This window comes from Flagellimonas crocea (assembly GCF_033441595.1).
Classification (GTDB): Bacteria; Bacteroidota; Bacteroidia; order Flavobacteriales; family Flavobacteriaceae; genus Flagellimonas; species Flagellimonas crocea.
Genome location: NZ_JAUZVX010000001.1, coordinates 346,772 through 373,355 on the forward strand (window position 1 = coordinate 346,772; position 26,584 = coordinate 373,355).

A 26,584-nucleotide genomic window follows, 5' to 3' on the forward strand; every position below is an offset into this window, starting at 1 on the left:
CAGACCAATGTCAACCATATGTCTTGTTGATAGTTTTGATTCTTGTTTCAATATTTGAATATGGCTTCAGCTGCTGACCTTAAAACTTGATTGTCTCCCAACCATTTAATAAATAATATGGGTAAATGTGCCAAAACCAACAACTTAAAGGATAAGTGTCTAAAAGATCCAAATTTATAATAGTAAAACACAAACAAGAACAACATAACAACTAAAGTTGGATATGCTAAATCCACCATCATAATGCCCCCCAAATCGCCCTCGTTCATAATTATGGCGATTACTCCAATCAATCTTAGTAAGCCGGGAGACAATACAAACAAAACTGAGGCAATTAACCACTGTACATGTTGTTCCAGCTTTTTGACTTTTAAAATTGCCATGACCACACTAAGAATAAACATGGAAACCAAAATAAAATCATAAAAGGTAGCGAAATATGCGAATGTGGGATTGAAGAATCCGTTGGGGTCCAATTCTGCTACGTTATTAATGTTCAATGGTATAATTGTAAAGGCACTTCCTGCCACTATTCCGGCCAGTACTATGCCTATGATGCCATAAGTTCTGTGTTTTATAAAGTTTTTACGATGTATTATAATATAGGGTTGTACAATTACCAGCACATACCAAAGCGTAGCGGAAATACCATGAATATGTTGGTGAAAAGTAGCGCTAGCTAATTTAAGATAGTAACTGTAAAAAAAGCCCAGGACTGATATTACAAAAGGAATCAGCAGCCATAGATGAAGTCTTTTATATCGCTCAAAGGAGGTTAGAGGTTTCATATTTTGGTAGTGATCACAACAACGACTGACTTAAATATCTATTAAAGGTCAATAAGTTACATTATTTTTGTTAGATATTGACCTGAGCGAATCAAATTACGATTGTGCGTGATTGCACACGGACTTTGCTCATCTTCCAAACTGTCTTAAATGGTGATGGGTATGTTTATAAACCAATATTCCGATTTGCTCCGTTGTCATTTTACCGAAAAAAGTGTGGATAAAGCTTGGATTGCTAAAGTTTTCATACTCTTCAAGCAATGAAATCCATTCTGATTTTTCGGATTCAATATCACCGGTAGTTTCCTTTACCTTAAACTCTTCCGTGGTGGGAATGTTTTTATCAAAAGGTTTTTCGTCCTTTATCATTTGTTTTAGGGCCATTTTTCCAAATAACTTTCCCATGAAAGCTTGCTTGTACACATATTTTTCTTTTCCAAGAATCCATTTGTTCCAATAGGTATTGTGCTTTAGCATTTGAGCTACGTTCATTTTGCCCCAGTCTGCTTTTTCGTCTCCTTCAATTTCTTCAATTCTGTGTACCAACTGTTCTCTCACTGCCTTGTCAAAGATTGTTTTCATTGTTGTGTTTAATCAAATTATGCGCTTGCGGGCCAATTATTTCATGCTTAGCTGAAAAACAAGCCTTTTGTATTGGGGCCATTTTATTTCTTGAATTCTAAAAATACACTTTTTGGGCAATAATCAATCGAAGGAATTTGGGTATTCTAAAGAGGATAAATCGGTGTCATTTTAACCGGATGCCCTTTTTTTGTTCGCTGTAGCCAACTATTGGATTTCCGTCTAAAAACCAAACTGGATGTCCATGCCAAATTTTGCTTTCGGTATTGGACAGTTCCTTGTCAAGAATCAAGGCAAGAAGATGACAGATTTCCCGGTCCTTGAATTCTTGCTTTTCGTTATAATTCTCTATTTCTGAGTTATTATTTGTCAACCGCGTCTAGATTTGGATTACATATGATGTTATCGATTTTATTTTCACGCCTTTTGCACTTTTAAATTTGTAGAAGTCCGAAAATGCATGCTTTTTTCCATCTTGCATTTTGATAATTCCGTTTGCTGCTCCTTCTTTTCCGTGTGATAGGATTTGGTCGATTACTAATTCAGAAACCTTTTCGGATTTCATTTTTTCCAATTCCTCCGTAAACTTTTCTTTTCCCTCAATTTTTTTGTTGCCAACTACATTCCAAACAATTTCATCCGTTACATTTTCGGTAATAAAGTTCACGTTTCCCTTTGCGAAGGCAATATTGAAATCTTTTAGAAATTCCATTTTTGGGGAGTTTCCACAATTTGGGGTTGAAACAATTTTTGTCATTTTAAAAAAAGTATTGATTAGGGATGATTTCTTTCCAATATGTTGAAAATAGTTTGTGTTTAAATTCCCGAACAGGCGAAAACGAGCAATTGCACAATCCCAAGAAAGATTGGTTGCCTATTTGCCATATCCTATCCAAAGCCCCAAAACAAATGAAGCTCCACGTTCGAAAGGCCAATCTGGGCGCATGATAAAATTAAATAATATTTGAATTTTCGCTTTGGCCCAATTGTATTTTCTCGGATTCATCTCCTATTATTCCAATTGCTTTGGAATGGGATATTGCATCGATGCTATCTTTAAAATAAAGATAGGGAACGTTCAATGTCCCGATATTCTTTAATGTACTTTCTATCTTTTCCTTAGGTTTTTTATTGGTTTGACGGATATAAATGGCGGCGATATTCTTTGGAAAAACCTTGCAGATTCGCTCGTATAGGTAAGCGTCTCTTTGAGAATCATCGCCCAACAACACATAATTTAGCTCCGGGTAAAAGGATATTATTTCTTTGACTTTCTCAAATTTATGATCGTGACTTCCGGCACCGGTAAAAAAGAAGTCGCCAAGTCCAGTTTTAATCTTTTTCAACTTAATTACAGCTTTTGGCAATTGGTATTTGTTTGCGATGGCCACTATAAACGAATATAGGTTCCACTCGCTACTGGAAACATAAAAAAATGAATTGAAGGATTTTTTATCCTTTTGGCCGGCTAAACTCAATGCCTGATAATGTGCGGGCACGTCATCGAATATTTTTCGCTTGTCAACATTTTGTGTCAACATTACATACAGCTTCTTAAAGAAATTAGAGCTGTGCGATATGAGAAAGGTATCATCGATATCGGAAATAATTCCGAACCTGCCCGTATGGGGCTTTAGAATTTCGCCAGTCGCAATGATATTGAATTCGCCGAAATCGTGCCGAACGGTACATTGGTACCAACCGCTTTCCAATGATGCATTAAATGGCAACCTAAAATTAAAATAGCCATCTTTCATGGTTTTGGTGGATACCGACATATCTTGAAACTGAAGCGTAACAGTTTTGTTGGCCATCGGTTTTATGGTGAACATCTTCAGTATGGAAAAGGCATGCCGAAAGGCTTTTTTTTTAATGCTGTATTGACTTGGTGCCCAGGATTTAAAAAGGTGTCCGGAAATTATCAATTCCTTTTCATTCATGTAACCGCGATAAACACTTATATCGACTTTCATACCGCCTATTACTAATAAATTATAAATTTATGATACTAAATGTATCAAAATATAATGAAAGACAATTTTCTGCTAGTGATAAACCCCACTGCTGGCTCTATCTCGGTAGAAGAGGTGGAGGGCAAGGCCAAAGCGTGGTCCGTTGAACTGGATTTTAATCTAGAGATATATAAAACTACGGGAGAAGATGACGAAGCAAGGGTAGAGGAGTTACTGCAGGAAAAGGAATATAAACGTGTTATTGTTGCGGGTGGTGATGGGACCATAAATATGGTTGCATCCAAACTTTTGAACAAGGATATAGTCTTGGGAATTTTAGCTTGTGGCTCTGCCAATGGACTTGCTGCATCTTTCCAAATTCCAAAAAAGTTGGATGAACAATTTAAGATAGCACTTGAGCACCGACCATTGGCCATGGACACTCTTTTTGTGAATGACAGGTTTTGTGCGCACATAGCGGATATTGGGATCAATGCTGAACTGATCTACAACTATGAAACGTCCAAAGCGAGCGGGATGTTGGGATATGCCAGACAAAGTATCCCTACCTTGTTCAAATCAAATTATCCCTACGAATTCAAGATTAAGATTGAGGATAAGGTAATAGAGGGTAAAGGGGTGTTACTGGCCTTTGCAAATGCAAAAAAGTATGGCACAAATGCAATAATAAATCCAAAAGGTAAAATTGATGATGGAAGTTTTGAAGTGATCCTGTTCAAAAGATTAAACATTTGGGAAGTTTTAAAAACCTTTCTTAAAAACACTCGTAACAAAGAGGTTTATATGGAAATCTATAAAACCAAATCTGTATCCGTCAACTGCAAAACGCCTATTGCCCTGCAAGTGGATGGCGAATTTATTGGGGAATATGATACCTTTTCAGCTCAAATAAAACCACAGAGTTTAAAATTGGCGGTACCAAATCCAAAGTAAAGATTCCCTTGGAAAAGTTAAGGCCTGGTAAATGAGCCGTTGCGTATTCTGATAGCTGCTGAAGCAGGCATTTCCCATTTCTAAAAAAGGGATGCAAATGACGAGAACTAGGTGTCGAAATTGGCTTAAAGGGCCTTGTTTTGTAATTCAGTTCTTTATTGGCAGTTCGTTATTTATTTGTCCATTCAATGAATTTCAAGAATTGTTCGTTCCAATGTGATTTTTCTCCATTTTGAGTGTTTTCCACATAAGCGTGGTCACAATCAATACAAACTTCAAAAGTCAAATTCTCTTTTCTGTTTTCAATAAATTTTACAGGAAGTAAATACGCAGTTTCAATGGGAGTACTTTCATCCTTAGTTCCAAAAAGGGCATATATTGGAATAGTCAGCTCGGTTAAATAATCTATAGGTGCCTTCTCATAGGTTGACCAACGTTTGTTGGTAAATCCAAAATGGTCGATCTCGGTTGCGTCGGGATATTGAACCACTGCATTGTACCATTCCAGAATGCCCATGATGTTCTGATGAGCTTCCTCGTCAGAGATGTTCCCTTTTAAAGCCTCGATTCTATTAAAGAGTGAAAATTCATAAAAATTGTTCAGCACATTTCCTGACCAAAACCCCAAATGGGATATTTTTCTGTTTACGGTTGCCAAGGCCGCTCCAATTACAGCTCCTTCTGAATGACCATAGACGATAATTTTTTTGGGGTCGGTAAGATGATTATCAATAATATGGTTAATAGATAAGTTTATCTGTTTAACTCTATAATCAAGATAGTTTTTCTCGTAATATTCTTTTGGAACCACGATATTATCATCTTCAAAAACTCCTTCCATTCCGGGTTTTGGGACAATAGCATACGTGTAGGTCGAATCTAAATTTTTATAATCATCTCCAAACCAACGATAATACGTAGTTATATCCCCCTCTTTTTTATATGAAAAAATGGGGTTGGCATCCGTACCTTGAATAAATACTACCAAGTTGCTTGGTTTTGGCCTAGGATTTTTTAAATAATAAGTAATGGTGTCGCTTTCACTAATTAATTGCTCTTGGATAAAACCATATTTTTCAAGTGCACCATCAATACTTGGACTATCTTTTTTCTGTGCTAAACAAATCGTAATTACGAAGGTCAATAAAGTTGTAAATAATGCTTTCAATGGGTTACGTTTTTTAATCGAAGTCATTCGGTTTCTCGCTTTTGAATGTTAAATACTGTTCCTGCCGGGTCCTGTATCCAATGCATATTTTTAGGAAGTTCTTCAAGTTCGTCACAAGTTTCCACTCCTTGTGATTCCAGATAACTTGTCGCCACTTCTACGTCAGGGACTGTAAGCTGTAGCCAGGTTTCTGAATGTGTATAGTTGTCCACACAGTCTAACCAGATAATATTGTTTCCAAATTTTACTTTGTGTGTTTTCGACACGGTTGGATTATCAATGGGCTTTTCTTCGACTTTCAGCTTCAAAATGTCCCTGTAGAAAGCTACCGTTTTTACATATTTATTTTTGGGAATCTTTATTGCAATGTTAATTCCTGCTTCAAACTCTGCATCCATAATTATTTTTTGTTGATAGTGATTTTAAATGATTGCCAACGGTCTCGGCTATGCGCAGTGGCGGTTTAAGACCACATACGTTTCAGTTTTGACCAAATGTTTGATTTGACTTCTGACTTTTCTTCTTCCACTTCATGCGCCATTGCCTTATAGCCAACGTTGGCAGTAGTTTTTAATTATTAAAATCAACAGTATAATTCAAGGTTGTTCCTGCCTCAACAAATAGTGTTTCGTTTTCTGCTGTTATTATACCATCAATTTCACGCACTATTTCTATAATTATTTCTTGATTTCCAGCAATTTCCAATACTTGATTACTCTCAAATTCGTTTGTCCAACCCCTTATCTGTCCATCGATAGATTGTGAAAACCCTACAGGTCTTGGATAATTGAAATTTGTCCAAAATCGGTCGTTACCTTGGATGTCGTTTAGATTTAATAAAGTCAAATTCACGAAAGCTTTTTTAACTACATTATGATTTCTTATAACTAAAGTATCTCGAACAGATGGGATTGAAGGCATTCCATTCAAATCTGAACGAAGAAACTCATTTTCATTAAGTTCCTCATAACTCATTCTATGAATTCCACTTTCCAATTCGTCGTCACGCATTAAGAAACTTATGTTAAATTCACCATTTGAGTCAGTTCTCGCAGTCGCTTTTGTTCTAACAGTTCCAAACCCGGAGCTTGTATTGTCCCAGACAACAGTGATTTTTCGATTTGCTATTGGTGTTGTTCCATCGTCTGTCATTAATTTTCCAACTATTTCAGTACAATCTGCTTCACAGTTTTGGCTAATTAAATCATCCTCTTTTTCACAACTTTGGAATACTAAAGCAATTATTATTAAAATTATAAAATGCTTTTTCATAGTTTTTTTTCAGATTAGTGCCAACGGTCTCGGCTACTTCTGAGTCCCGATAGCTATCAGGATTCAGAAGTAGGCGAGAACAAGCGATCACTTATAGCTATGTTGTAAATAGTTGTTTTTATTCATTTCTAAATTCAGTTGGTGTCCAACATCTCATATACATACTCTCAATTTGATTGTCGGTTTTGTAAACTGTATAAAAAGTTTGACTTCCGTCAAAACAGTTTTCATCTCCATATCTCTTTGGGTTTTCATTCCATTTCTTATTCGCAACAACGGATTCGTAAATTTCTTTAATGTCATCTTGAGCACCACTTTCAAAAACTAAATCCTCAACCGAGATTTGCTTTGATTTTTCTATGTATTTTTTTTGATTTGAGTCAAATGTGTATTCGTATAAGATTCCGTCTGTAAAAATGCTCACATAATCAGCTATGCAACCAAGACAGATAAACATATAACTTTCAGTCAGAATTACAGGTTTATCAGGATAAGTTGTCCTTAATTCAGTCAGTTTGTTCACGTATTCATCTCTGAAATCAAGCTGTCTTTTCAATTCTGTTCCCATAGATTTTGCTGAATCAAAAGGTGATTTTTCAACACTAAGTTCGTTTGCAGTATTTATCCGCTTATTTAATTCCGATATATTAGCTGTTTTACAACCAACCAAAATCAGAAGTGATAAGTTTAATAGTATGACGAATGTTTGTTTCACAATTATTTACAACCATTGTATATAAGCACTTACCCTAATTTCGCTAAAAATTGCGTATAAACCAATAAGAATGAACCAAAAGGACGGGGGAGGGGTTTGGAAGTGGTTCCAAAGGGAAACAAGCCGTTACGGCCGTTTGTCAGTCGTCAAAAATAAGACTAGAGCGTTTTGGTATACGTACACCTCCGTTTCACCACCTTGGGGTCAAAATGTTTCCACATTTGTTGTATGGCAATATTGTCCTCCAGCTCGGGGGTGCGGATGCAATTGACCACCCCTCTTTTTCTAAAAGTGTGGTAGTATTCGTTAAAAATTATGGAAGTGACCCCCTTGTTCTGGTACTTGGGGTGAATACCAATCAAATAAAAAATCGCATCCTTACTATTTTTTCTGGCCTTGAGCAAATGGAAAATACCAAAAGGGAACAGTTTGCCCTTCGCTTTTTGCAGGGCCTCGGAAAAAGAGGGCATCACAATGGCGAAGGCCACAAGATTGTCCTCCGCATCCACAACAAACTTGATGTATTCCGGATTTATAAAGGTGATGTACTTCTTCTTAAAATACTCCTTTTGCACATCAGTGATTTTTACAAAAGAAGAAAGCTTGGCGTAGGTGTCGTTAAAAAGGTCGAACATCTTGTCCACCCACGGCATAATGTCCGCACTGTTATCAAAATTCAGTTCCCTGAGACTATAGCGCTTTTTGATCAACAGGTTGGCCTTGTAAAAAAGTTTAGGGTCCGCATTGGCTGCCAAAAACCTGCTTTCGGTATATTTTTTTTCAACCTTAAACCCATGGTGCTCATAATGGGATGCATAGTAGGGGTGATTGTACCAAGTCACCATGGTACCAATATGGTCAAAACCTTCCGTGAGCACACCAACTTTGTCCAAGTTGGAAAAGCCTACAGGACCTTCCATATAATCCAGCCGGTGCTGTTTGCCAATTTCTTTGACCTTGTCCAGCAGGGCCTTGGACACCTCTAGGTCGTCCACAAAATCGAACCAGCCAAACCGCATTTTTTGGAGCCCCTGTTCCTTTACTTCCAACCAATTAATGATGGCCGCTACGCGCCCCACCAACTTGCCCTCTTTGTAGGCCAAAAAGAAAGTGGCCTCGGCAGACTTAAAAACAGGGTTTTTGTCCTTGTCAAAAGACTCCATTTCATCCTTGATAATGGGAGGGACCCAATATGGCGAATCTTTATATAGCGAAAAAGGAAATTTAACGAAACGCTTTAAGTCCGATTTGGACCGAACCTGCTCAATAGTGACCATATTTCAATTTAATGCCCAATAATAGGAATATTACTTGCAGTAGAAAAATGAAGTTTGTTGAAAAACTAAAAATCTATAGGATCTTTTCTGTTTTTCTTGCGTTTTTTTGATTTTTTCCGATTTGCGTTCTTTTTGATCTTGCCGTTCATTCCGGATTGTTGTTCAATAATGGGGATAAGCTCGTCCTTATGAAAATCCAATCGGTAGGAAAACCCGAGTACCACAAAAATACGGGAGGGGTCGCTTTTAAAACCCGAACCCAAATGAAGGTCCGCCTGAAAATTAGGGTTGATCAAGCGTGCAACGCCCGTTCTCAGGATAACATCGGAGTACCGGTCGCCAGAAATGCCCTGGCCTTCAAAGAAAATGCTCCACCTTGGATCACGAAAAGCATGGGTCAAGGATAGTGCATAGCGCCATTCCGGAAAATCGGTGGTAATACGGTCATATGCAATGTTGGAAATGAGTACGAACCGCGGCGAAAGCCTGCTCTGCGTTTGAATGCCACCTCGATAGGATACGGTGGGCTCGCCCGGATAAAATGGGTTGTCACCGACCACAAAATTGGCGCCACCATAAACCGATACGGCGGGAATCAAATTTTTCCATTGAAAAAGATTATTCGCCCTCCAGCTGTATAAATTGGGCTTGTTTCGCTCCGGATTTTTATACGGATCAAACACCAAATATTTTAGGCCAACGCGGTTCCTGGAAAAATTCGTCAGCTTGCCCTCAATGCCCAGATCGGGGTAGGTAATGTTCTGTGTAATGAAAGAACCCTCAGCGATTACTTCCAGTTCTTCAAAGAGTAAACCGTACCGAAACGCGTAATCCGCCCCAAAAATGTTGGAGTCGGAATTCAAATCGGCATTGTCCTGTTGTTCGTACAGCATACCAATTTCGGCCTGAACCACGTTTTTACCAACCGCATAGGCACTCGCGGCCCTTCCAGGCCTGTTGGAATTGATAACATCGGTATATTGTGCGAAAATGAGGGTAGGAAACAGAACGAAAAGAAACAATGACTTTTTGATCATGGAAATGGCCATATAACTGGGTTTTTAATACTATTTTAAGATACGTTTGATGGGTTTACGGTACTAACAGTGTAAATTTGATTCAATAACTAAGGTTATATGGTTTTACTACAAACGATTTTAATTGTCATATTAGTATACTATGGACTTAAATTACTACTGAAGTGGTTGGCTCCGAAGCTTTTAAATTATGCGGTGAAAAAAACGAGCGAACGTTTTGGACAACAATTTGGCAACATGCAGGATTTTGATAGGGAACAGGCAAATGAAGGGGAGACCATCATTTCCAAAAAACCGCCCCGAAAATCCAATCCCTCAAAAAAAGTTGGAGAATACATAGATTTTGAGGAAATTGATTAATATTTGCCGAATCAAAACCTATCCATGAATCTTTCTCCAAAAGCAATTATCACCCATATTTGTGTCATCGGTTTGTTTATCCTTGCCTCGCTGGTCTATTTTTATCCGGTACTACAGGGAAAGGCTATTTACCAATCCGACATCGCCCAATATAAGGGCATGGCCCATGAGAGGGATACCTATAAAGATGTTACCGGAGAGGAATCGTACTGGACCAATAGTGCCTTTGGCGGAATGCCCACCTATCAATTGGGGGCGAACTATCCACACAACTATGTAAAGGAACTGGACCGTTTGATTCGGTTTTTACCAAGACCTGCCGATTATCTTTTTCTCTATTTGATAGGCTTTTACATTCTGCTGTTATGTTTAAAGGTTGATTTTAGATTAGCGGCATTGGGAGCGGTAGCTTTCGGGTTCTCTACCTACATGATCATTATTCTTGGGGTTGGGCACAATGCAAAGGCACACGCTCTGGGGTACATTCCGATGGTCTTGGGTGGAATCGTTCTCGTTTTTCGAAAAAAATACATTCTAGGGTTTATCCTCACTGCATTGGCCATGGCCTTGGAGATAAATGCCAACCACTACCAGATGACCTATTATTTTATGCTTTTGGTACTGGTGATGGGGTTGGTCTATCTTATTTATGCCATCAAAGAAAAGGAACTCAAACATTTTTTTGCCTCTGTCGGTATTTTGGTATTGGCCGTAGTACTTTCCATTTTTACCAATGCTACGAGCCTTATGGCAACCAAGGAGTATGCCGATTGGAGTACCCGGGGCAAATCCGAATTGACCATAAACCCGGATGGAAGCGAAAAGGAAATCTCCACTGGTCTGGACAGGGAATACATCACACAATACAGCTACGGAATTGCAGAATCACTCAATCTATTTGCTCCTCGATTGTTCGGAGGTTCAGGAGGGGAGGATTTAGGTAAGGATTCAAAAGCTTACGAGTATTTGACCAATCAAGGTCTTTCTCCAACCAGGGCCATGGAATTTTCTAGCAGCTTACCTTTATATTGGGGAGATCAGCCCATTGTGGCTGCACCTGCCTACGTAGGGGCCATTGTGTTCTTCTTGTTTTTATTGGGTGTATTTCTGGTCGATGGCAAAAAGAAATGGTGGTTGTTGTCAGGTGCTATTTTGTCACTTCTACTTTCATGGGGACGTAATTTTCCGCTGCTCACCAATTTTATGATCGATTACTTCCCAATGTACAACAAATTCAGGGCCGTTTCTTCTATTCAAGTGGTATTGGAACTTTGTTTGCCTTTACTGGGAGTTTTGGGAATTAGGGAATTGTTCAAATCATCCGTGGAACAAAAAGAAAAACTAAAGGCTTTAAAGCTGAGCTTCTTTATCTCTTTGGGATTGGGTATTGTGATTTTCTTGTTAAAAGGTTTCTTCGATTTTGAAGGGGTGAGGGACGAAACGTATCGTGGATATTTTGGTGATGAAGTGATGACAATGATTCAGCGCGATCGTGAAGCTGTCTATGTTAACGACACTATCCGCTCTTTGATTTATGTGGCTTTGGCAGCCGCGGCACTTTGGTTCTTTATCAAAGATAAAATCAATAAAAATATATTGGTGTTCGCCTTGGGCGCACTGATTCTGTTTGATTTGGTAGGAGTGGACCTCAGGTATGTGAACGAGGATGATTTTGTACGCCAGCGTCAGGTCAACGAACCCTTCCAAGCCAGTCAGCTGGATCAGATGATTCAACAGGATGACTCCATCTACCGGGTTTTTGACCCACAAGAGGGCATCAATGGAGCAAGGACTTCCTATTTCCATAAATCCGTTGGAGGGTATCATGCGGCAAAACCTAGAGCGCTTCAGAACCTGTTCGAATACCATTTGTACCAGAACAATCTTCAGGTAATGAATATGTTGAATGTTAAATATGTAATTCAACAAGATGATGAAGGAAACAGTTACCCTGCCGTTAACCCCGATGCCAATGGCAACGCGTGGTTTGTAGATCAATTGGTGCCTGTTTCGTCTGCCAATGAAGAAATTTTAAAGCTCAAGGACTTCAATTCCAAAACGCAGGCAGTGGTGAATACTAGGGAGTACCCTGAATTGACCAAGCTAAGGTATACGGTGGATTCCTTGGCCAGTATCGAATTGGTTGAGTATCGCCCCGATTATCTAAAATACCGCTCCAACAATTCCAATGATGGTTTTGCTGTATTCTCCGAGATGCATTATCCATCGGGTTGGCATGCGTTTATTGATGGCGAGCCACAGGAACATTACAAAGTGAATTATGCGCTTCGTGGTATGAAAGTGCCTGCCGGTCAGCACGAAATCGAGTTCAAGTTCGAGCCCGGAGTGGTGGAAACAGGAAGCCAGATTACCTTGGCCGCTAATATTTTATTGGGATTGATCATTGTTGGGGGATTTGGCTTCACGCTATTCCGTGGTAAAAAGGAAGAATCCTAATGCGAAAAATTTTGGTCATAGCGTACTATTGGCCTCCTGCCGGGGGACCAGGGGTACAACGTTGGCTAAAGTTTATCAAATATCTGCCCGATTTTGGGTTTGAACCTATTGTGTACGTTCCCAAAAATCCCAGTTATCCCTTGGTGGACGAAAAATTGGTCGGGGAAGTTCCGGATTCCATCAAAATATTGAAGCAACCCATTAAGGAGCCATATGGTTTTGCTTCATTACTTTCCAAAAAAAAGACGAAGACCATAAGTTCGGGAATCATCAAAGAGAAAGATCCCTCTTTTATCGAGAAACTATTACTTTGGATTCGAGGTAATTTTTTTATTCCCGATGCTCGCAAGCTTTGGGTAAAACCATCCATATCGTACCTGGCAAAAGTAATAGCGGATGAGGGCATTGAAACCATCGTTACCACAGGGCCACCACATAGTTTGCATTTGATAGGACTTGGTCTTAAAAAGAAATACAACATTCAATGGATTGCCGATTTCCGAGACCCTTGGACATCCATCGGGTATCATAAAAAATTACGGTTGACGAGTTATGCTGAAAAACGGCACAAAAATCTGGAAAAGGAAGTCTTGGTTTCCGCCGATAAGCTCATTGTGACCAGTCAGACCACCAAAAAGGAGTTTGAGGGCATCACGCCAAAGCCGATAAAGGTAATCACTAATGGTTTTGATGAAGAGCTACCGCCCTCGGAATTGGATTCTGGTTTTACGATTTCCCATATAGGTTCGCTATTGACAGGACGAAATCCATTGGGCCTTTGGCAAGCGCTGAATGGGCTGGTACAGGAAAACCAAGCCCTTAAAAAGGAACTCAAACTGCAATTGGCCGGAGTGGTAGGGGAGGAAGTGCTGCAGTCCATTAAGGAATTTGGCCTGATGGAACATGTGGAACTGTTAGGCTATCTTTCCCATGAAGAGGTTTTGCAAACTCAGCAAAGTTCCCAATTGCTCTTACTGTTGGAGATTGATTCCGAAGAGACCAAGGGCATCATTCCGGGAAAACTATTTGAATACTTGAACGCAGGGCGTCCCATTTTGGCCATAGGTCCGAAAGGGTGGGAGGCAGGTGAAATGGTGAAGCATCACCGAGCTGGAAATACTTGCCTGCACAGCGATGTCGCGACCTTAAAAAATGTACTTTTGATGGCGTTTGACCGGTACCAAAAAGGAACGTTGGAAAGCAGTTCCGAAGGAATCGACCAGTATCACAGAAAAGCATTGACGGAATCTTTGTCTAAATTTATCTAATGGGCGTTGTTCTAAAACAATCCATACAAAATACCGTAGTAACGTATTTGGGGTTCTTTTTTGGGGCCATCAATACGTTGTTTCTGTACACCAAGATCCTGCCGGATGAGTACTACGGACTGGTCACCTTTATACTGGCTTCCGGTGCTATTTTGATGCCTTTGATGGCCTTTGGCGTCCACAACACCTTTGTGAAATATTATAGCAACCATACCGACTCGGAAAAGGACGGCTTTTTAACGCTCATGCTACTGATTCCGTTACTTGGGATTGTCCCTGTTGCCCTGGTCGGTCTTATTTGGTACGACCCTATCGGAGATTGGGTTTCTCAGGTAAATCCAATGGTCAAGGACTATTTATGGTACGTGTTTTTTGTGGGATTGGCCATGGGATATTTTGAAATCTTTTATTCTTGGGCCCGGGTCCACTTAAAATCGGTTTTTGGGAACTTTATGAAAGAAGTTTTTGCCAGAATAGGTGTTTCGGTGCTCTTGCTGCTTTATTATTTTGAATGGATTTCTTTGGATACTTTCTTTAAATGTCTCGTGGGTCTGTATCTGTTAAGGACGATTATCCTGAACATCTACGCCTTTCAATTGCGATTGCCCCGTTTGGACTTTAATTTTCCACAACATACCAAAGAGATAGTCTCGTATTCTTTTTTGATAATTTTAGGGGGGTCCGCTGCATTGATTTTGCTCGAAATCGATAAGGTGATGCTCAATCAGTTCATCAGTATCGAGAACGTTGCCTATTATGGGGTGTCGGTCTACATTGCCACGGTGATCATTGTGCCATCCAGGTCCATGCATCAAATTACGTACCCCTTGACTGCGGAGCTTCTCAACGCCAACAATGCGGCCGGTCTGGACAAGCTTTATAAAAAAGCGTCTTTGACGTTGTTCATTGCTTCTGGAATTTTGTTTGTGTTGATCATTCTAAACTTGAACGACCTTTATCTGCTTCTGCCGGAAAATTACAGAAATGGGTTTCTTATCGTTTTCTTAATCGGATTGGCCAAGGTAGTGGATTCTCTTTTGGGCAACATCAACTCAATTCTGTACAATTCCGATTATTACAGAACGGTTTTGGTCTTCGGGGTTTGCTTGGCGGCCTTGACCATTCTTCTCAATTATTTATTGATTCCTAAGCTTGGACTGGAAGGAGCTGCGTTGGCAAGCTTTATCTCTATTCTGATCTTCAATTTGGTGAAACTGGTATTTGTGAAAATGAAGTTTGGAATTTTGCCCTTCACCTCGGCAACTTTCAAGGTGTTGGCTACGCTGGTACTTTTAACGGTACTGTTCGATTTTTTACAGTTTCCTTTTCACCCCATTATCAACATAGGTTTAAAGTCAGCACTCGTGGTATTGATGTATGTTGGGATTTTGTATCGATTTAATATTTCAGAGGATGTGACCGGGATTTTATCGAAATGGCTCAAAAAAAATACCCCGTAGTGAATAAATTCGACTACGGGGTAAACAACTAACCAACCTAAAAACTTTTTAATTGTTTCTTCTTGAAGAACCTCTGGAGCTACTTGTTCTTGCAGTACTTTTTCTAGAGCTTGAGCTTCTGCTCACACTAGGCCCGGAACTGCTCTTTCTGCTCTCAGAACTTTTTCTAACACTGGGGCTGGAGCTTCTTGCAACAGCTTTTCGTGAAGAAGAGTTATCTCTGCTCACCGCTGACCTGCTTGGTGTTCTCGATGTGGTCTGTGGCTTTCTATAGTTATTTTGCGCAGAACGTTTTACATTTCCATTGCCCTTACTTGGGTCCACTTTTCTGTGACTTGAACTTCTATTGTTTGAAGCCCTTGTGGCAGAATTGTTATTGGCCATAGCTCTATCGGACCTATTTGCCGCATTAGGCTTTCGGTACGAATTGCTCCTGGAATCCCTGGAATCCACTTTTTGTCTTTTGACATTATTGTTGGATCTACTCACTTCAGAATTTCCTCTGCCAGAAGAATTTTTGGAAACCATGGCATTGCTTCTGCCATAATCAGCTCTTCTAACACTATTGTCCCTTACAGCAACCCTTCTGTCATTTCTATAGATGTTTTCTCTTCTATATCTATTTTCGTTTCGATACACTCTGCCAACTTTGGCATAAGCTCTCCTCTTGTTGTATCTGTAAGGAGCATAGTACGTATATCGAACAGGGCTGTAATACCTTCTGTACGGTCTGGCGTACACATTACAGAAACCTACTGCCGGTCTTGCAAAATATCTATGGTATGGCCTGTACACATATCTTCTGTTGTATATATTGATGAACCCAGTGTAGTGACTGAAAACGCCTCCGTTGTAGTAAACGTGCAATCCACCAATTCTACGAACCCTACCATTATCGTACCAGATGTCCACATTTCCAATTTGGGATACACGACCGTAGTAGTCATAAAAAATTGGAGTATTCTCTACCTGGATCACGGCACCATAATCATCATATTGGACAAATGGATTATAGTTATAGCCGGAGTTAAAAGTGATTCCTACGTTTCCAATTTGAGCACCGACTCCAACATTGACCCTGTTGTCCATGTAGAAATCGAACTCACCATCGGGATAAACTGCGAATGTTACTCCATCTTCCACAAAAATGAATGAATTTCCATATCGGTAATTCGTGGTAGTGGCCACACTGTGGTTTGTGTTTGCATGGATACTTGGTATTCCAAACATAACCGCTGCTATAATGAGTACTAACTTTTTCATACTACAAGGTTTTAAGTTCTAGATGCAACTATTTACATCCACCCTTGTAAATGCAATCAGCGTGCCAAAAATATTAACACGCTGATAATCAATACATGAAATATTTATTTAGTACTCTAATTTTGAATAATGAACATGGACCTTCGGTTAAGTTGATGCTCTTCTTCCGAACATTGTACACCATTGGAACAGTTATTGATCAATTGTGATTCACCGTACCCCTTGGATGTTAATCGGCTCTTGTCGATTCCTTTATTGACCAACCATTCAAGGGTCGATTTTGCCCTTCTTTCCGATAATTGCATGTTATACGCATCATCGCCTCTGGAATCGGTATGAGATTCGATATGGATGTTCAACTGTGGATATTGCTTCATGGCCTGCAATATCTTGGCCAGTTCCACTTCGGCATCCGGTCTTATATTGTGCTTGTCAAAATCAAAATAGATGGGCTGTAGGTCCAATCTGCACCCCAAATCGTTGACAGGGCAATCGGGTGGTGTAAGGGCGATATTGACCTGAAGCATATTGGAACCTTCCGGTGTTACGACCACTTTTTCCTGGGGTACATATTCTTTTTCGTCGTTGGAGGCCCTCAGCACATATTGGTTTTTACAATCTATATTTTCTTCAAATTGGTAATTCCCATTTGATTTGGTAATCTGTTGTGATATGACCTTATTATCTTTGTCCATCAAATAAACCACAGAGCCTTCCAACGGTTTTCCGGTTTTTGCATCGGTAATAGCACCATAGAAAACGGGATTGCAGTTTTCGGTTATCAAATAGATATCATCAAAACTACTACCACCTTGACCACCCCTGTTCGAGGAAAGGTATCCTGTTTTTTCCTTTTCTTTGATAATGAACCCAAAGTCATCTTGGTTAGAGTTAATGGGTTGACCGAGGTTTTTCATAGCTTCACTATTTAAATTTTTCAATGGCACCATAAAAATATCCAAGCCTCCAAGTCCCATGTGGCCATCACTTGAGAAGAAAAGTTTGTTGTCCTCACTAACAAATGGAAAGGTTTCCCTTTCTGTTGTATTGATTTTTGAACCTAAGTTTACAGGCTCGCCATACGTGCCGTTTGATAGAATATCCACATACCAAAGATCCGAACCTCCAAGACTTCCATCCCTGTTGGACGAAAAGTATAGTCGGTTTTCTTCAGGGTTAAGAGCTGGGTGTGCGGTCGAGTACGAATCATCATTAAAGGGAAGTTCCACTACATTGCCCCAAGAACCATCATCTCTTAATGAGGCCTTATATATCTTAAGGCTTACCAAGCGTTGCTTGCCCCGCTTCTTTTTACCGTTGATGTAATTGTTTCTCGTAAAATAGATGGTTTTTCCGTCTTTTGTAAATACAGCGGAAGATTCGTGATAGGGAGAATTGACATCGCCTTCCAGTTTTTTGATATTGGTCAATTTTCCATCTTCACCTATTTCTGCTTCGAAAAGATCTAAATAGGGCAGACCGTTCCAATCGTGGATTTTATTTCCTTCGGTATTAATGGAAGAGGAGGAGAAGACTATTTTGTTTCCAAAGTATGAGGGGCCAAAGTCCGACCCGTCCATACCATCGGTTATATTTTTTACTAGATATTGATCGCTGCTTGTATTGGACAACTCTTGGAAGGATTCCCAATTAAGTGAAGAGGTTCCTGATGAAGCGACATACTTTTCCATCAAGGATTTTGATTCTTCGATTTTTCCAATACTCTTTAAGCTCTGTGCAGCACGATAATAGTAATCTGCTCCTACTTCGTCAGGGTAAGTTTCTACCAATTTGACATACCAAACGGCAGCTTCACCATATTCGCTATTAAAATAATAGGTGTCTCCCAGTTTTTTAAAAATCTGTGCAGAGGTATAACCATCTTCGACTACGCTCAAATATATCTTACGGGCATCGATGTAGTCATAATTAAAAAAATCTTCGTTTGCCTTTTTGATCTTGCCTTCTTGTGCTAGGGCAAAGTGCGATAAAAACACCGCAATTAGGATACGAATTATATGTTTTATGTTCATAGCTATGGTTTTAGAAGAATCTTGGGGTCATTACACGATCGTTATTAAACAGGTCGAAACGTAGGAACACTTCGTAAGACCCGTTGCTGAACTGTTCTATTTTGGTGGATTGATAGTCGTATGCGAATCCAGCGAAAAAGTTTTTGGTTACCTGGAACCCTGCAAGTGCGCTAATGGATGCGCTCCAACGGTAGGAAGCTCCAAGGGTTAATTTTTCATTGATCAAAAAGTTTGCCGATAGATCCCATTGCAAAGGTGCGCCGCTAACATATTTTACCAATGTTGCGGGTTTAAACAATAGGTTTTCGTTTAGATCGAAAACATAACCGGTTATAAAAAAATAGTGCAGGCGCTCAACGGCAATATCGGTATCATCCACATTATCCAAATTGTTGTCATCAAAATGTTTGGAGTTCAAAAAATTGGGAACGGAAACACCTGCATAGAATTTTTCATTGTTTAGGTACAGACCTGCACCAACTTGCGGTAATAAGGTATTGTCTATATTGCTCTGAAAGAACTGATCGTTTTCCGCATAGATATTGAGCATGGAATAATCCACATTTAACATGTTCAGTCCTGCTTTTAGGCCCATGGATAATTTGGTGTCGAATCCAATGTTAACCCTGTAGGCATAATCTACGACCACGTTGGATTCCACTTGTGGATCTAGTCTATCATGTACAATGGATAGGCCGAGTCCCATATTTTTATAAAGCCCAATAGGGGAGTTCACGGTGAAAGTCGCAGTTTGCGGTGAACCTTCGAAACCCACCCATTGTGTTCTACCCAACAATCCAAAGCTTAGTACCTCCCTGGAACCCGCATATGCAGGGTTTACCACTTGGGTGTTGTACATGTATTGGGTGTATTGTGGGTCTTGTTGTGCATTTGTATTTTCTATAAGCAAGAGCAATAGAAAAATGCTGAGGAATGGTTTTATGGGAAATTTTATCGGTTCCATCGACTTTTTTGATTGATTTTTCATGTATGTTGATTACTATTTTTTATCCTCGATTAATGTATAGGTATCCGGTATATTCGGATTCTCCAGGATTGCTTCCCGAAAAGGTCAGAATGTAGTAGTATGTGCCGGTTGGGAGCTCTTCATTCTTTCTCACGGTAACGCGACCGTCCGAAACTCCAAAGAATAGCTCATTGCCCTGTCCGTAGCCTTCTTTCTCATAGACCATTACGCCCCATCTGTTGAATATTTGAAGTTTGTTTTGCGGATAATTTTCTATTCCTTGGATAAAGAAGAAGTCGTTCAAACCATCTTCATTGGGTGTAATCCCATTAAAGATTTCAAAGGCATCTGATTCCCCTGGATTTTCAGGCTCGCCAGGCTCTTCCCCAGCGACGCAAGAATCAGCAGGGATATTAGTTACCGTGGGATCATCTTCGCTATAGCTATCATTATCGGATAAGTCGGCATACTGTATATCCAAGCCAAAAAGTGATGATGTTGCACTAGATTGGTTAACGAAGGAACCTGCGTCAAAATCTGCTTGTTGAATTTCGTAGGTGGATTCATAGGTCCAAACTTCATCAGGGGAGAGGATCCCATCATTGTTTTCATCACTTAAAGGACCAGTAATAACACCGCCCAACAATTCATCGGTGAGCACCACATCTATCATGGCAATATCGGTAAGGTTAATAATGCTAAAGCTGTAAAGGATGCTTTCTGGGCAGTCATTGTTGTCACTGTCAATAAGTTCTCCTTGTTTTATGACCGCTAAACCAGATTCAGGGTCGGGTCCACCGTCCGTACATGCATCATCAGGAACAGGAGTTCTTGTAGGCTGGTCCTCAAAAAGGCTATCGTCGTCCGATAGATCCTCAACTAGGGCGTCCGCTGGGGTAAATCCGGCTACATTTGCTTGATTTACAACCGCACCGTTATCAATGTCTTGTTGTGTTATGGCATATAAAGCCAAATAGGTCCATGTTTCTCCAACAGAAAGTATTCCGTCATTGCCATTGTCCGATCCATCAATTGGTCCGGGGATTTCTCCGCCCAATAGGGGGTCTTCAAGAGTTATCCCATCCAAATCAGCATTGCCCGTATTGTTCAAAGTAAATGTGTACAAAATACTGTCCAAACATTCATCACCGTTGGAATCTACTACCACACCTTCTTTTATAAGTCCCATATCCGGGGTTTGGCAATGGAGCAAGCTTATTACGGTTGGCGCATCATCCAATGGGTCATCAAAATGGGATAAATCGCTTACCGTTACATCGGGTTTCCCGTTTACATGGGCGGTAACCTCTGCTTGATTTTCAACACCTCCATTGGCTATATCCTCAGGTTGTATCTCATAGAAAACTTGATAGACCCATGTTTCATTAAGGTCCAGCTTACCATCGTTATTGGAATCACCTTCTTCCGGGCCAACTACTTCCCCACCTAAAAGAGGGTCGGTCAGAACGATATTATCCAATACTTGTTGACCTTGATTGGTAATGAAAAAATTGTAAACTATGTAAATACAGCCCAAACCACCTGCATCAACGTCATTATTTGTGGAAAACCCATTTTTTACGAGAGCTATTCCCCCTTGACAAAAGGTTAGGTCTACATCAGTCTGGTCGGAGTCTGATACAGTAACGCCGGGTTGCCCTTCAACATCTGCAGTTACAGTGGCTTCACTGGAAACCTGTCCGTTGGCGATATCATCGCTTGTAATAACGTAGTCTGCAGAATACTCCCAAGTTTCACCGATATCCAGACTATTGTTGTTGTTTGTGTCACCCCCAATAAAAGTTGGTGGGTCAATAAATAGAGGATGTGTCAATTGTACATTTGTAATCACTTCTCCACTGGTACTGGTATTGGTGATGTTATAAGTGTATTTAATTAAATCACAGCCTACGCCCCCAGTTGCAGAAATAGGATTTGTTGTTTTGATCAGAGAAATGGATGGCGCAAATGTCGACGAAGTATTTTTTGAATCATTGGCCAAACTAACAGTACTGGAAATTAAGGCCAGCAGAAGTAGTACATGTGCGTACATGCCATTTGGTTTTGATGGTGAATATGCATTCTTGAAGTTATTTTTTCTCATAAGGAAAACTTTTGATCAGCGATTAAAGACAGAATGAAATTTGGTTACATGTAGTTGAATTGGGTCAGGACAATTGAAAATTTATGAAGGTTGAATTGTCAATTTCCAACGCAAAAGAAATGCATCTGCAACTTAATTGGGAGCATGAATTGATAATGCCCCTGTTTGGGTTTACGAATGGGTCTTTTCAATTGATATTTAAATAGCGTGATTTTTAAAATGAACGGAATGCGCAAAAATATTGCGTTTAATCAATTGAATATCAGAAGGAAAAATCTTCCGGTTGCTATAAGTAATATGAAGTTGGTTTTTCGGCGGATTCATCAAAAACGGGAATATTTATTTGGGAAATAACCGAGAACATGAGGAACAATTAATGCCCCACACATTCTCAGATTCCATCAAAATAAAAAGAAGGAATAGCGCTGATTATTTGTTGAATCTAATTTTTTATAATGAACATAGACCTTCGATTGAGTTCATGTTCCTCATCACTACATTTTACGCCATTGGCGCAACGGTTCAAGAGCCTTGATTCGCCATAACCCTTGGCTGTCAATCGGCTCCTTTCAATACCTTTTGCTATAAACCATTGCATTGTGGCCTTGGCCCTCCTTTCGGATAAGGCAAGATTAAAACTGGAACTGGATCTAGAATCGGTATGGGACTCGATATGTATTTTTAAATCAGGATACTCCTTCATGGCCTGTAGAATTTTCGCCAATTCCACTTCTGCATCAGGTCTAATAGTATGCTTGCCATAATCAAAATAGATGGGCTGTAGGGTCAATCGGCATCCCAAGTCGTCCACAGGACATTCCGGAGGAGTAAGTTCCAAATCGGTCTGTACCACATCGGAACCCCTTGGTGTGGTCAACGTTTTTTGGTTGGATTCGTAATCACGGTACGAAGCTTGGACGGTATATTCTTCAGTACAGTTCAAAAAATCGCCAAATCGGTAGTTTCCTTGCTCATCTGTCTTGGTTTCTGAGACCACTCTTCCATTTTTGTTGATCAACTCTACCTTTACATTTTTGATGGCTTCTCCTGTTTTTTGATTGGAAATTATACCCTGTATCACAATTTCACCGCAGATCTCCCAAATCCTATAAATATCATCGGAAATGCTACCATCGTTGCCGTCACGGTTAGATGACATAAAACCAATTTTTATATCTTCTTTTATGATAAACCCAAAATCGTCCTTGTTCGAGTTAATGGGCTGCTTTAGATTGGTCACCTCTTTAAACTCGCCTTGCTCGTTCAGGGATATTACGAAAATGTCCAGCCCTCCAAGCCCTAGGTGACCATCACTGGAAAAATATAGATTGTTGCTCTGGGATATGAACGGAAAGGCTTCCCTTGTTTCAGTATTGATTTTGGGACCAAGGTTGGTCGGAGTGCCATAAGTTCCATCATCGAGGATATCAACATACCAGATATCAGACTCTCCAATGGTGCCTTTCATGTTCGAGGAAAAATATAGTTTTTTTTCATCATTGCTGAGGGCGGGGTGGGCTATAGAGGATGAATTGTCGTTAAATGGAAGCTCTTCCACATTGCCCCAGCTCCCGTCATCCATTTTTACAGCTTTATATACTTTTAAGTTGACCAATTTATCCTTGTTCTTCCTTTTCCGTCCATTTTTATAGTTATTTCTGGTAAAGTATACCGTTTTACCATCTTTGGTGAAAGCGGCGCTTGCCTCATGGTAAGGTGTGTTTATATCTCCTTCCAATGGTTTAGGTTTTGTCAATCTCCATTCATCGTCCAATTGCGCTTCATAGAGGTCAAGGTAGGGGAGTCCGGACCAATCATGTGTTTGATTGCCCACCGTATTTCCCGATGCTGATGCATAGACTAACTTCTTGTCACCATAAAAAGATGGCCCAAAATCCGAATTTGTTAACAGTTCCGTTATGTTGTAGACCTCAAATTTCTTCGATGTAAAATCTACAAGACTGTCCAATGCTGGATAATCGTTCATAAAATTTTTGGCCAATTCCGTATCCGCGGAAAGACCTGCAAATTTGCCCATCATTTTTTTGGACTCTTGGTATTTGCCAACACTTTTTAAGCTCTGGGCTGTTCTGTAGTAATAGATCGGAGGTACATTGTCGGGATATTTTTCCATGAGCTTCTGGTACCAGACCAGTGCTTCCGAATATTCGCTGTTAAAATAATAGGTGTCTCCCAATTTTTGAAACACTTGTGGAGACTCGAAACCTTCCTTTACTACATTTAAATATATTTCACGGGCATCGATATAAGAATAGGCCTCGAATATTTGATTTGCTTTTTTGATATTGTTTTTTTGGGCATTTATGGTCGATACCATTAAAAACGCCATTAAAAACGCCATTAAAATCTTTACTATTATTTTCGGTTGCATGAAAGTTAGTTTAAAAGAATCTTGGGGTTAGGACTTTGTCCAGTCTATTTAATATGTCAAAACGGATGATGGCCTCATAGGAACCACTGCTGTAGTCTTTTATGGTTGTGGTATCATAGTCATAGGCCAATCCTATGAATAAAGCTTCAGAGATTTGAAATCCGGCCAATGCACTGATAGAAGAATTCCACCTATAGGAAGCGCCCAGGGTGATTTTTTCATTGATTAAAAAGTTTGCAGACCCGTCCCATTGAAGTGGTGCACCACTTACAAATTTTGTCAGGACAGCAGGTTTGAATTTTAGGTATGGCCCAAGGTCAAAAACATACCCGGTTATAAAAAAGTAGTGCAAGCGCTCTATGGCAATACTCTCCAATTCTTCATTTTCCAAAGAGGATTCATCAAAATGTTTGGAATTAAGAAAATTGGGCACAGAAAAGCCCGCATAAAATTTCTGTGTATGGTAATATATACCGGCTCCTACCTGAGGTTGTATTTTATTGTCCACCGTGGTCTGAAAAAGAGGGTCGAAATTTTCATAAATGGTCAACTTGGTATAATCGATATCCAATACGTCCATGCCAGCTTTTAGACCAAAAGAAAGTTTGCTGATATCATGCCGGTCCAGTTGAATGGAATAAGAGTAATCTATATTCGCATTCGATTCGGTCGCAGGCCCGATTTGATCATAAACAATGGATAGCCCCAGCCCCATATTTTTTTCAGGACCTAAGGGAGAGCTTACAGTAAAGGTTCCCGTTCTAGGGCTTCCTTCAATATTCACCCATTGTACACGTCCCAATACCCCAAAACTCAATACCTCTCTAGACCCGGTATATCCGGGGTTCACAATTTGGGTGTTGTACAGGTATTGAGTGTATTGGGGATCTTGTTGCGCATGTATGATGCCGATACAGACAAAAATGAGCATTGTAAAGGTCCAAAGGACTTTTTTTTTATAAAATGGTTTAATATTTAACATTGTTGTTTTGTGATATGCTTTTGTTAGTCCCTGTTTATATAGATATACCCTGAATAGCTTTCCTTGCCCGGATTATTACCTTTGAAGAAAAGTGTATAGAAATAAGTGCCACTTGGAAGCGTTCTGTCCTTTGAAATAGTGGCCTTTCCTTCGGAAATCCCTCTAAAGTAATTTTCGTTCAATCCGTACTGTTCGGTTTCATAGACCAGGGAACCCCATCTATTGAAAATCTTTAGGACGTTATCAGGATAGCTTTCTATATTATTTATTCTGAAGTAATCGTTGATTCCATCTCCATTTGGAGTCATTCCAGTAAAGATTTTGAACTCTAAATTGTCCAGTCCTGAGCCATCGTCATCACAAAAGAAGTCGGGTATAGCTGTGCTGGTCGTCTCATTTTCGTACAAGTCATCATCATCAGATTGATCAAAAACTTGGATTTCCGTACCAACCGTTATAGCCGAAATGCCGGCCTGATTGGTTACAACACCACTTGTCGTATCTTCTTCTGTAATGGTATAAATAGCTTCATAGATCCATGATTCTCCTACAGAAAGTATTCCGTCTTCACCAACATCCGAACTTTCCATCGGACCAATAATTTCTGTTTCCAATAATTTGTCATCAGTAATAACCAGTTGTTCTAGATTTATGGAACCTGTATTCGTCGCTGTGAATATGTATCTGATACCATCTGGACATTCATCACCATCAGTATCCGTAAGAACCCCAAGCTTGATCAAACCTATAGACGGACCTCCATCTGTACAGGCATCATTCGGGATTATGGTATTGGTAGAATCATCTTCCAAAGTACTGTTGTTATCGGAGAAGTCCATTACCTCTTCATTGGAACCTACTGTAAGTCCGGTTACGGTGGCTTGGTTGTTAAAGGACCCCATATCAATATCAATTTGAGAGATTGCTTTATAGGCCTGATAGGTCCAGCTTTCACCTACGGATACGATATCGTCATTTCCAATGTCACTTGTACCTATGGGTCCTGAAATAATACCTCCCAGTTGTTCGTCGACTAACTCAATAGACGCTATATCCACGTTACCAGTATTAACCACACTAAATGAATATAATATGGTCTCAACACAACCATCCATATTTAAATCCACCAGAGAACCTGTCTTAATGAGTCCAATTGATGGTGCCGGTGCGCACAGATTTACGGGCAATGGGGTGTTGATGTTGTCGCTATCGTTGACGGGGGTATCGTCGCCCACGGAGAGAGCGTCCACATCGGCCTGGTTGTCCACCGAGCCGTTGTCGATGTCCGCCTGCACCAAGGGGTAGGTGGCCTGGAAGACCCAGTCCTCGCCCACGGAGAGCACGCCATCATTATTATCGTCCTCATTGGCCAATGGCCCTGGCACCTGTCCGTTTATCTTGTTATCGTCCAGCACGATGGTGTACAGGTCCACGTTGCCGGTGTTGGTCACGGTAAAGGTATAGGTGATGCCGTCGATACAACCATCGCTGTCGGCGTCCACATCGGCCGCTCCCTGTTTGGTGACCTGGATGGCCGGTGCCGGCGCACATAG

General features: G+C 40.2%; 23 protein-coding genes. 5 read left to right on the forward strand and 18 right to left on the reverse strand.

Translation table 11 applies throughout. From position 1 onward, the window contains the following. Positions 1-47 precede the first annotated feature (47 nt). The 5 genes from SD449_RS01610 to SD449_RS01630 all read right to left on the reverse strand — a co-directional run bounded on the left by SD449_RS01610 (position 48) and on the right by SD449_RS01630 (position 3,343). On the reverse strand, positions 48-788 hold the full coding sequence (locus SD449_RS01610; protein ID WP_318308282.1) for a hypothetical protein: 741 nt from the start codon (positions 786-788) through the stop codon (positions 48-50). A gap of 129 nt (positions 789-917) precedes the next feature. After that, positions 918-1,370: a DUF1569 domain-containing protein gene (locus SD449_RS01615; RefSeq protein WP_318308283.1), complete on the reverse strand. Its 453-nt coding sequence runs from the start codon at positions 1,368-1,370 to the stop codon at positions 918-920. 166 nt (positions 1,371-1,536) lie between these two features. Next, entirely contained in the window at positions 1,537-1,743 is a 207-nt protein-coding gene (locus tag SD449_RS01620) for a hypothetical protein (protein ID WP_318308284.1), read from the reverse strand. 6 nt (positions 1,744-1,749) lie between these two features. Continuing rightward, positions 1,750-2,082 carry a nuclear transport factor 2-like protein gene (locus tag SD449_RS01625; protein ID WP_318308286.1) on the reverse strand — a complete coding sequence of 111 codons (333 nt, stop codon included), beginning with the start codon at positions 2,080-2,082 and terminating at the stop codon, positions 1,750-1,752. Between the two features lie 241 nt (positions 2,083-2,323). Beyond that, on the reverse strand, positions 2,324-3,343 hold the full coding sequence (locus SD449_RS01630; protein WP_318308287.1) for an App1 family protein: 1,020 nt from the start codon (positions 3,341-3,343) through the stop codon (positions 2,324-2,326). Between the two features lie 54 nt (positions 3,344-3,397). Here SD449_RS01630 and SD449_RS01635 point away from each other — a divergent pair, with 54 nt between their 5' ends. Next, the gene (locus SD449_RS01635) at positions 3,398-4,276 is read left to right on the forward strand and encodes a diacylglycerol/lipid kinase family protein (RefSeq protein ID WP_318308288.1); all 879 of its coding nucleotides are present in this window, start codon (positions 3,398-3,400) and stop codon (positions 4,274-4,276) included. Between the two features lie 169 nt (positions 4,277-4,445). Here the strand turns inward: SD449_RS01635 and SD449_RS01640 are convergent, their stop codons facing one another. The 6 genes from SD449_RS01640 to SD449_RS01665 form a co-directional block, all read right to left on the reverse strand. After that, entirely contained in the window at positions 4,446-5,444 is a 999-nt protein-coding gene (locus tag SD449_RS01640) for a hypothetical protein (protein ID WP_318308289.1), read from the reverse strand. A gap of 23 nt (positions 5,445-5,467) precedes the next feature. Next, complete coding sequence (locus SD449_RS01645) at positions 5,468-5,842, reverse strand: VOC family protein (RefSeq protein WP_318308290.1); 375 nt, start codon at positions 5,840-5,842, stop codon at positions 5,468-5,470. Between the two features lie 172 nt (positions 5,843-6,014). Beyond that, a complete protein-coding gene (locus SD449_RS01650; RefSeq protein ID WP_318308291.1) occupies positions 6,015-6,716 on the reverse strand; it encodes a hypothetical protein in 702 nt (233 codons plus the stop codon). Between the two features lie 118 nt (positions 6,717-6,834). Then, positions 6,835-7,431 carry a hypothetical protein gene (locus tag SD449_RS01655; RefSeq protein WP_318308292.1) on the reverse strand — a complete coding sequence of 199 codons (597 nt, stop codon included), beginning with the start codon at positions 7,429-7,431 and terminating at the stop codon, positions 6,835-6,837. A 158-nt stretch (positions 7,432-7,589) separates the two neighbouring features. After that, positions 7,590-8,708 (reverse strand): GNAT family N-acetyltransferase, encoded by a 1,119-nt coding sequence (locus SD449_RS01660; RefSeq protein WP_318308293.1) that lies wholly within the window; start codon positions 8,706-8,708, stop codon positions 7,590-7,592. Positions 8,709-8,773: 65 nt separating this feature from the next. Then, positions 8,774-9,757 (reverse strand): transporter, encoded by a 984-nt coding sequence (locus SD449_RS01665; protein ID WP_318308294.1) that lies wholly within the window; start codon positions 9,755-9,757, stop codon positions 8,774-8,776. 87 nt (positions 9,758-9,844) lie between these two features. On the opposite strand from SD449_RS01665, the gene SD449_RS01670 reads away from it, so the two are divergent. From SD449_RS01670 to SD449_RS01685, 4 genes are read left to right on the forward strand one after another with little or no spacing between them, the layout of a single operon-like run. Next, positions 9,845-10,105: a DUF4834 family protein gene (locus tag SD449_RS01670; RefSeq protein WP_318308295.1), complete on the forward strand. Its 261-nt coding sequence runs from the start codon at positions 9,845-9,847 to the stop codon at positions 10,103-10,105. 24 nt (positions 10,106-10,129) lie between these two features. Beyond that, positions 10,130-12,562, forward strand: coding sequence for a YfhO family protein (locus SD449_RS01675; protein ID WP_318308296.1), 2,433 nt, complete (start codon positions 10,130-10,132; stop codon positions 12,560-12,562). Next, positions 12,562-13,830: a glycosyltransferase gene (locus SD449_RS01680; RefSeq protein ID WP_318308297.1), complete on the forward strand. Its 1,269-nt coding sequence runs from the start codon at positions 12,562-12,564 to the stop codon at positions 13,828-13,830. Before SD449_RS01675 ends, SD449_RS01680 begins: the two co-directional genes overlap by 1 nt. Continuing rightward, positions 13,830-15,290, forward strand: a complete 1,461-nt coding sequence (locus tag SD449_RS01685; RefSeq protein WP_318308298.1) for a lipopolysaccharide biosynthesis protein — start codon at positions 13,830-13,832, stop codon at positions 15,288-15,290. The genes SD449_RS01680 and SD449_RS01685 overlap by 1 nt, the downstream gene beginning before the upstream one ends. Positions 15,291-15,338: 48 nt before the next feature. Here SD449_RS01685 and SD449_RS01690 read toward each other — a convergent pair whose 3' ends face one another. The 7 genes from SD449_RS01690 to SD449_RS01720 form a co-directional block, all read right to left on the reverse strand. Beyond that, complete coding sequence (locus SD449_RS01690) at positions 15,339-16,553, reverse strand: hypothetical protein (RefSeq protein WP_318308299.1); 1,215 nt, start codon at positions 16,551-16,553, stop codon at positions 15,339-15,341. Between the two features lie 116 nt (positions 16,554-16,669). Then, positions 16,670-18,586: an OmpA family protein gene (locus SD449_RS01695; protein WP_318308301.1), complete on the reverse strand. Its 1,917-nt coding sequence runs from the start codon at positions 18,584-18,586 to the stop codon at positions 16,670-16,672. 10 nt (positions 18,587-18,596) lie between these two features. Next, positions 18,597-19,574 carry a PorP/SprF family type IX secretion system membrane protein gene (locus SD449_RS01700; RefSeq protein WP_318308302.1) on the reverse strand — a complete coding sequence of 326 codons (978 nt, stop codon included), beginning with the start codon at positions 19,572-19,574 and terminating at the stop codon, positions 18,597-18,599. A 19-nt stretch (positions 19,575-19,593) separates the two neighbouring features. Further along, positions 19,594-21,657, reverse strand: coding sequence for a gliding motility-associated C-terminal domain-containing protein (locus SD449_RS01705; RefSeq protein ID WP_318308303.1), 2,064 nt, complete (start codon positions 21,655-21,657; stop codon positions 19,594-19,596). Between the two features lie 442 nt (positions 21,658-22,099). Continuing rightward, positions 22,100-24,049 carry an OmpA family protein gene (locus SD449_RS01710; RefSeq protein WP_318308304.1) on the reverse strand — a complete coding sequence of 650 codons (1,950 nt, stop codon included), beginning with the start codon at positions 24,047-24,049 and terminating at the stop codon, positions 22,100-22,102. 10 nt (positions 24,050-24,059) lie between these two features. Beyond that, entirely contained in the window at positions 24,060-25,031 is a 972-nt protein-coding gene (locus SD449_RS01715) for a PorP/SprF family type IX secretion system membrane protein (protein ID WP_318308305.1), read from the reverse strand. A 23-nt stretch (positions 25,032-25,054) separates the two neighbouring features. Next, positions 25,055-26,584, reverse strand: a 1,530-nt coding sequence (locus SD449_RS01720; RefSeq protein ID WP_318308307.1) for a gliding motility-associated C-terminal domain-containing protein, incomplete at its 5' end; no start/stop codon positions are given.

What these genes read in the sequence shown, in the direction of transcription:
- SD449_RS01660 (WP_318308293.1), bottom strand. Translation starts at nt 8,708, where the DNA reads ATGGTCACTATTGAGCAGGTTCGGTCCAAATCGGACTTAAAGCGTTTC.
- SD449_RS01700 (WP_318308302.1), bottom strand. Translation starts at nt 19,574, where the DNA reads ATGAAAAATCAATCAAAAAAGTCGATGGAACCGATAAAATTTCCCATA.
- SD449_RS01635 (WP_318308288.1), top strand. Translation starts at nt 3,398, where the DNA reads ATGAAAGACAATTTTCTGCTAGTGATAAACCCCACTGCTGGCTCTATC.
- SD449_RS01685 (WP_318308298.1), top strand. Translation starts at nt 13,830, where the DNA reads ATGGGCGTTGTTCTAAAACAATCCATACAAAATACCGTAGTAACGTAT.
- SD449_RS01610 (WP_318308282.1), bottom strand. Translation starts at nt 788, where the DNA reads ATGAAACCTCTAACCTCCTTTGAGCGATATAAAAGACTTCATCTATGG.
- SD449_RS01715 (WP_318308305.1), bottom strand. Translation starts at nt 25,031, where the DNA reads ATGTTAAATATTAAACCATTTTATAAAAAAAAAGTCCTTTGGACCTTT.
- SD449_RS01630 (WP_318308287.1), bottom strand. Translation starts at nt 3,343, where the DNA reads ATGAAAGTCGATATAAGTGTTTATCGCGGTTACATGAATGAAAAGGAA.
- SD449_RS01650 (WP_318308291.1), bottom strand. Translation starts at nt 6,716, where the DNA reads ATGAAAAAGCATTTTATAATTTTAATAATAATTGCTTTAGTATTCCAA.
- SD449_RS01645 (WP_318308290.1), bottom strand. Translation starts at nt 5,842, where the DNA reads ATGGATGCAGAGTTTGAAGCAGGAATTAACATTGCAATAAAGATTCCC.
- SD449_RS01710 (WP_318308304.1), bottom strand. Translation starts at nt 24,049, where the DNA reads ATGCAACCGAAAATAATAGTAAAGATTTTAATGGCGTTTTTAATGGCG.
- SD449_RS01665 (WP_318308294.1), bottom strand. Translation starts at nt 9,757, where the DNA reads ATGGCCATTTCCATGATCAAAAAGTCATTGTTTCTTTTCGTTCTGTTT.
- SD449_RS01615 (WP_318308283.1), bottom strand. Translation starts at nt 1,370, where the DNA reads ATGAAAACAATCTTTGACAAGGCAGTGAGAGAACAGTTGGTACACAGA.
- SD449_RS01675 (WP_318308296.1), top strand. Translation starts at nt 10,130, where the DNA reads ATGAATCTTTCTCCAAAAGCAATTATCACCCATATTTGTGTCATCGGT.
- SD449_RS01680 (WP_318308297.1), top strand. Translation starts at nt 12,562, where the DNA reads ATGCGAAAAATTTTGGTCATAGCGTACTATTGGCCTCCTGCCGGGGGA.
- SD449_RS01705 (WP_318308303.1), bottom strand. Translation starts at nt 21,657, where the DNA reads ATGAGAAAAAATAACTTCAAGAATGCATATTCACCATCAAAACCAAAT.
- SD449_RS01625 (WP_318308286.1), bottom strand. Translation starts at nt 2,082, where the DNA reads ATGGAATTTCTAAAAGATTTCAATATTGCCTTCGCAAAGGGAAACGTG.
- SD449_RS01695 (WP_318308301.1), bottom strand. Translation starts at nt 18,586, where the DNA reads ATGAACATAAAACATATAATTCGTATCCTAATTGCGGTGTTTTTATCG.
- SD449_RS01670 (WP_318308295.1), top strand. Translation starts at nt 9,845, where the DNA reads ATGGTTTTACTACAAACGATTTTAATTGTCATATTAGTATACTATGGA.
- SD449_RS01690 (WP_318308299.1), bottom strand. Translation starts at nt 16,553, where the DNA reads ATGAAAAAGTTAGTACTCATTATAGCAGCGGTTATGTTTGGAATACCA.